This window comes from Ruegeria sp. HKCCSP346 (assembly GCF_017872595.1).
Lineage (GTDB): Bacteria > Pseudomonadota > Alphaproteobacteria > Rhodobacterales > Rhodobacteraceae > Ruegeria.
In genome coordinates this window covers 2,501-6,180 of record NZ_JAEDOT010000018.1, presented here as the reverse complement: position 1 = coordinate 6,180, position 3,680 = coordinate 2,501, and the positions used below count along the sequence as shown (strand labels likewise).

Sequence of the window (3,680 nt, the reverse complement as noted above, 5' to 3'; positions counted from 1 at the left end):
TTGGTTGCGGGAGTAGGATTTGAACCTACGACCTTCAGGTTATGAGCCTGACGAGCTACCGGGCTGCTCCATCCCGCGACAGTTTTTGTGACCTAGCGCTTACGCTACTTGAGGTCTTTGGTTGGCCTATCGCTTGCGCTATTTGAGGCCGGGTATTGTGTCATCGTGTTAGAGAGATATGGGCTTTTTCTAGGTTTGGCGGTGACCTACTCTCCCGGGGCTTAAGCCCAAGTACCATTGGCGCGGCAGTGCTTAACTTCCGGGTTCGGGATGGGACCGGGTGTTTCACTTGCGCTATGACCACCAAACCGAGGAAAAGCCCATGTCGACTTTTTTGCGGAGCAAGAAAGCGACGGTTGGCAGGCAGCGTATTCGCTTGCGAATGCGCGGTGCCACTCGGTTATATAATCAACCAACATCGCGGCTTGGCGCTGCGACGCTGTCCATAATCAAGGTCAGTGTATGCTTTTGGTGATTTGTCTTTCCATTACTGGATCAAATCAAGCCTATCGGGCGATTAGTACCGGTCAACTGAACGCATTGCTGCGCTTACATCTCCGGCCTATTGACGTGGTGGTCTTCCACGGCCCTCAGGGAGACCTTGTTTTGAGGGGGGCTTCCCGCTTAGATGCCTTCAGCGGTTATCCTGTCCGATCATAGCTACCCAGCACTGCCGTTGGCACGACAACTGGTCCACCAGTGGATCGTTCACCCCGGTCCTCTCGTACTAGGGGCAACTCCTCTCAAGTCTCCTACACCCACGGCAGATAGGGACCGAACTGTCTCACGACGTTCTAAACCCAGCTCACGTACCTCTTTAAACGGCGAACAGCCGTACCCTTGGGACCTGCTCCAGCCCCAGGATGAGATGAGCCGACATCGAGGTGCCAAACACTGCCGTCGATATGGACTCTTGGGCAGTATCAGCCTGTTATCCCCGGCGTACCTTTTATCCGTTGAGCGATGGCCCTTCCACTCGGGACCACCGGATCACTATGGCCGTCTTTCGACTCTGCTCGACTTGTCAGTCTTGCAGTCAGGCTGGCTTCTGCCATTGCACTCAACGAGCGATTTCCGACCGCTCTGAGCCAACCTTCGCGCGCCTCCGTTACGCTTTAGGAGGCGACCGCCCCAGTCAAACTACCCGCCACGCAGGGTCCCGGATCCGGATAACGGACCGCGGTTAGACATCAAGAGTGCGAAGGGTGGTATCTCAAGGGAGGCTCCACAGGTACTTGCGTTCCTGCTTCAAAGCCTACCACCTATCCTGCACATCACAATCCTGATGCCAGTGCGAAGCTGTAGTAAAGGTGCACGGGGTCTTTCCGTCTAACCGCGGGAAGCCTGCATCTTGACAGGCAATTCAATTTCGCTGAGTCGATGTTGGAGACAGCGGGGAAGTCGTTACGCCATTCGTGCAGGTCGGAACTTACCCGACAAGGAATTTCGCTACCTTAGGACCGTTATAGTTACGGCCGCCGTTTACCTGGGCTTCAATTCAAGGCTCTCACCTCTCCTTTTAACCTTCAGGCACCGGGCAGGCGTCAGACCCTATACGTCGTCTTGCGACTTCGCAGAGCCCTGTGTTTTTAATAAACAGTCGCCACCCCCTGGTTTGTGCCCCCAGCCCCTAGTTGCCTAGGAACCGGGCCTCCTTCTCGCGAACTTACGGAGGTATTTTGCCGAGTTCCTTCAACATCGTTCTCTCAAGCGCCTTGGTATGCTCTACCAGTCCACCTGTGTCGGTTTAGGGTACGGTCTGATGGAGGGCTATTTCCAGGAACCACTCAGCAGCCCAATCAATCCGATAAGATTGAACTACACCTGTGATCCGTCACATCCTCCTGGCCTAGGAATATTAACCTAGTTCCCATCGCCTACGCCTTTCGGCCTCGGCTTAGGGGCCGGCTTACCCTGCTCAGATTAGCTTTAAGCAGGAACCCTTGGACTTTCGGCGAGAGTGTCTCTCACACTCTTTGTCGCTACTCATGTCATCATTCTCACTAGTGATCTCTCCACCGGATCCCTCACAGGCCGGCTTCATCGAAAGAACTCTATCCTGCGCTACCGCCTATTCGGCTACTTGAGCGCGATTACTCGCGCCACATAACCGGCGGCAATACAGGATGAGTTCTATGTCACACTACGCTCTGCTACCATGCCTTACGGCATCCTAAGCTTCGGCTCATGGCTTGAGCCCCGTTACATCTTCGCCGCAGGACAACTTGTTTAGACCAGTGAGCTGTTACGCTATCTTTAAAGGATGGCTGCTTCTAAGCCAACCTCCTGGTTGTTTTGGTCGTCCCACCTGCTTTCCCACTTAGCCATGAATTGGGGGCCTTAGCTGTAGGTCAGGGTTGTTTCCCTCTCCACTACGGACGTTAGCATCCGCAGTGTGTCTGCCATCTAGTACTCCCGGGTATTCGGAGTTTGGTTAGGATCAGTAAGCCTGTGGGGCCCCATTACCCATCCAGTGCTCTACCCCCCGGGGTATTCGGATGACGCTCTACCTAAATAGATTTCGCAGAGAACCAGCTATCTCCGAGTTTGATTGGCCTTTCACCCCTAGGCACAGCTCATCCCGATCCTTTTCAACGGATGTGGGTTCGGTCCTCCAGTAAGTGTTACCTTACCTTCAACCTGGCCATGCCTAGATCACTCGGTTTCGGGTCTGATCCCACGAACTCATTCGCCCTATTAAGACTCGCTTTCGCTACGCCTACACCTAACGGCTTAAGCTTGCTCGTGAGACCAAGTCGATGACCCATTATACAAAAGGTACGCCGTCAGCTCGCAAGGAGCCTCCGACTGATTGTAGGCGTTCGGTTTCAGGTACTGTTTCACTCCCCTCGTCGGGGTGCTTTTCACCTTTCCCTCACGGTACTGGTTCGCTATCGGTCAGCAAGGAGTACTTAGCCTTCGAAGGTGGTCCTCCGATCTTCAGACAGAATTTCACGTGTTCCGCCCTACTTAATACGTCCGTCAAAGCTTCCTATACGGGGCTGTCACCCGCTATGGCCACGCTTCCCAACGTGTTCTAGTCACTTATCCGGCTCGGCTGGTCCCCGTTCGCTCGCCGCTACTAGGGGAGTATCAATTGATTTCCTTTCCTCCGGGTACTTAGATGTTTCAGTTCCCCGGGTTTGCTCTTAAAACCCTATGTATTCAGGTCTTAAGTACCTGTTCATGCTCATTATTGATTAGCACAGCTAACAATAACAAACATTCAGGTGGGTTGCCCCATTCAGAGATCCATGGATCAAAGCTTATTCTCAGCTCCCCATGGCTTATCGCAGAGTATCACGTCTTTCATCGCCTCTTGCTGCCAAGGCATTCACCAAACGCCCTTCTCGCGCTTGATTTGATCCAGAAAAAGAAAGACTTGATATTGGCACTACCGCCTATTCGGCTACTTGAGTGCGTTTGACCGCACACAACCAAAGCTGCGCTAGTAATCAAATCGATCGAGACCGCCCAGCTGGTAACTAAAGGCAGTCATTCTTCTGAACCAAAAACATACATTTCCCGCCCCCGCCACTTGGACGAGGACAATTGAGCAACCCCATATGGTCTCCCAGCCGTGCAGCTGATCAACGCAGGTCGCTCGGGTTAGTATATTTGACTTGGACAACTCTGTTCTTTTCAGTCGCGATACACGAGACAGGGCCGGCTAGACCCAA

The 3,680-nt window shown here is 53.3% G+C and carries 1 tRNA gene and 2 rRNA genes; all 3 read right to left on the bottom strand.

Features of this window, described 5'->3' with window-relative positions:
- Position 1: 1 nt before the first annotated feature.
- The 3 genes from I9185_RS20295 to I9185_RS20285 all read right to left on the bottom strand — a co-directional run bounded on the left by I9185_RS20295 (position 2) and on the right by I9185_RS20285 (position 3,362).
- Positions 2 to 78: transfer RNA gene (locus I9185_RS20295), tRNA-Met, on the bottom strand.
- A gap of 115 nt (positions 79 to 193) precedes the next feature.
- Positions 194 to 308 (bottom strand): 5S ribosomal RNA (rrf, locus tag I9185_RS20290).
- A 188-nt stretch (positions 309 to 496) separates the two neighbouring features.
- Positions 497 to 3,362 (bottom strand): 23S ribosomal RNA (locus I9185_RS20285).
- Positions 3,363 to 3,680 lie beyond the last annotated feature (318 nt).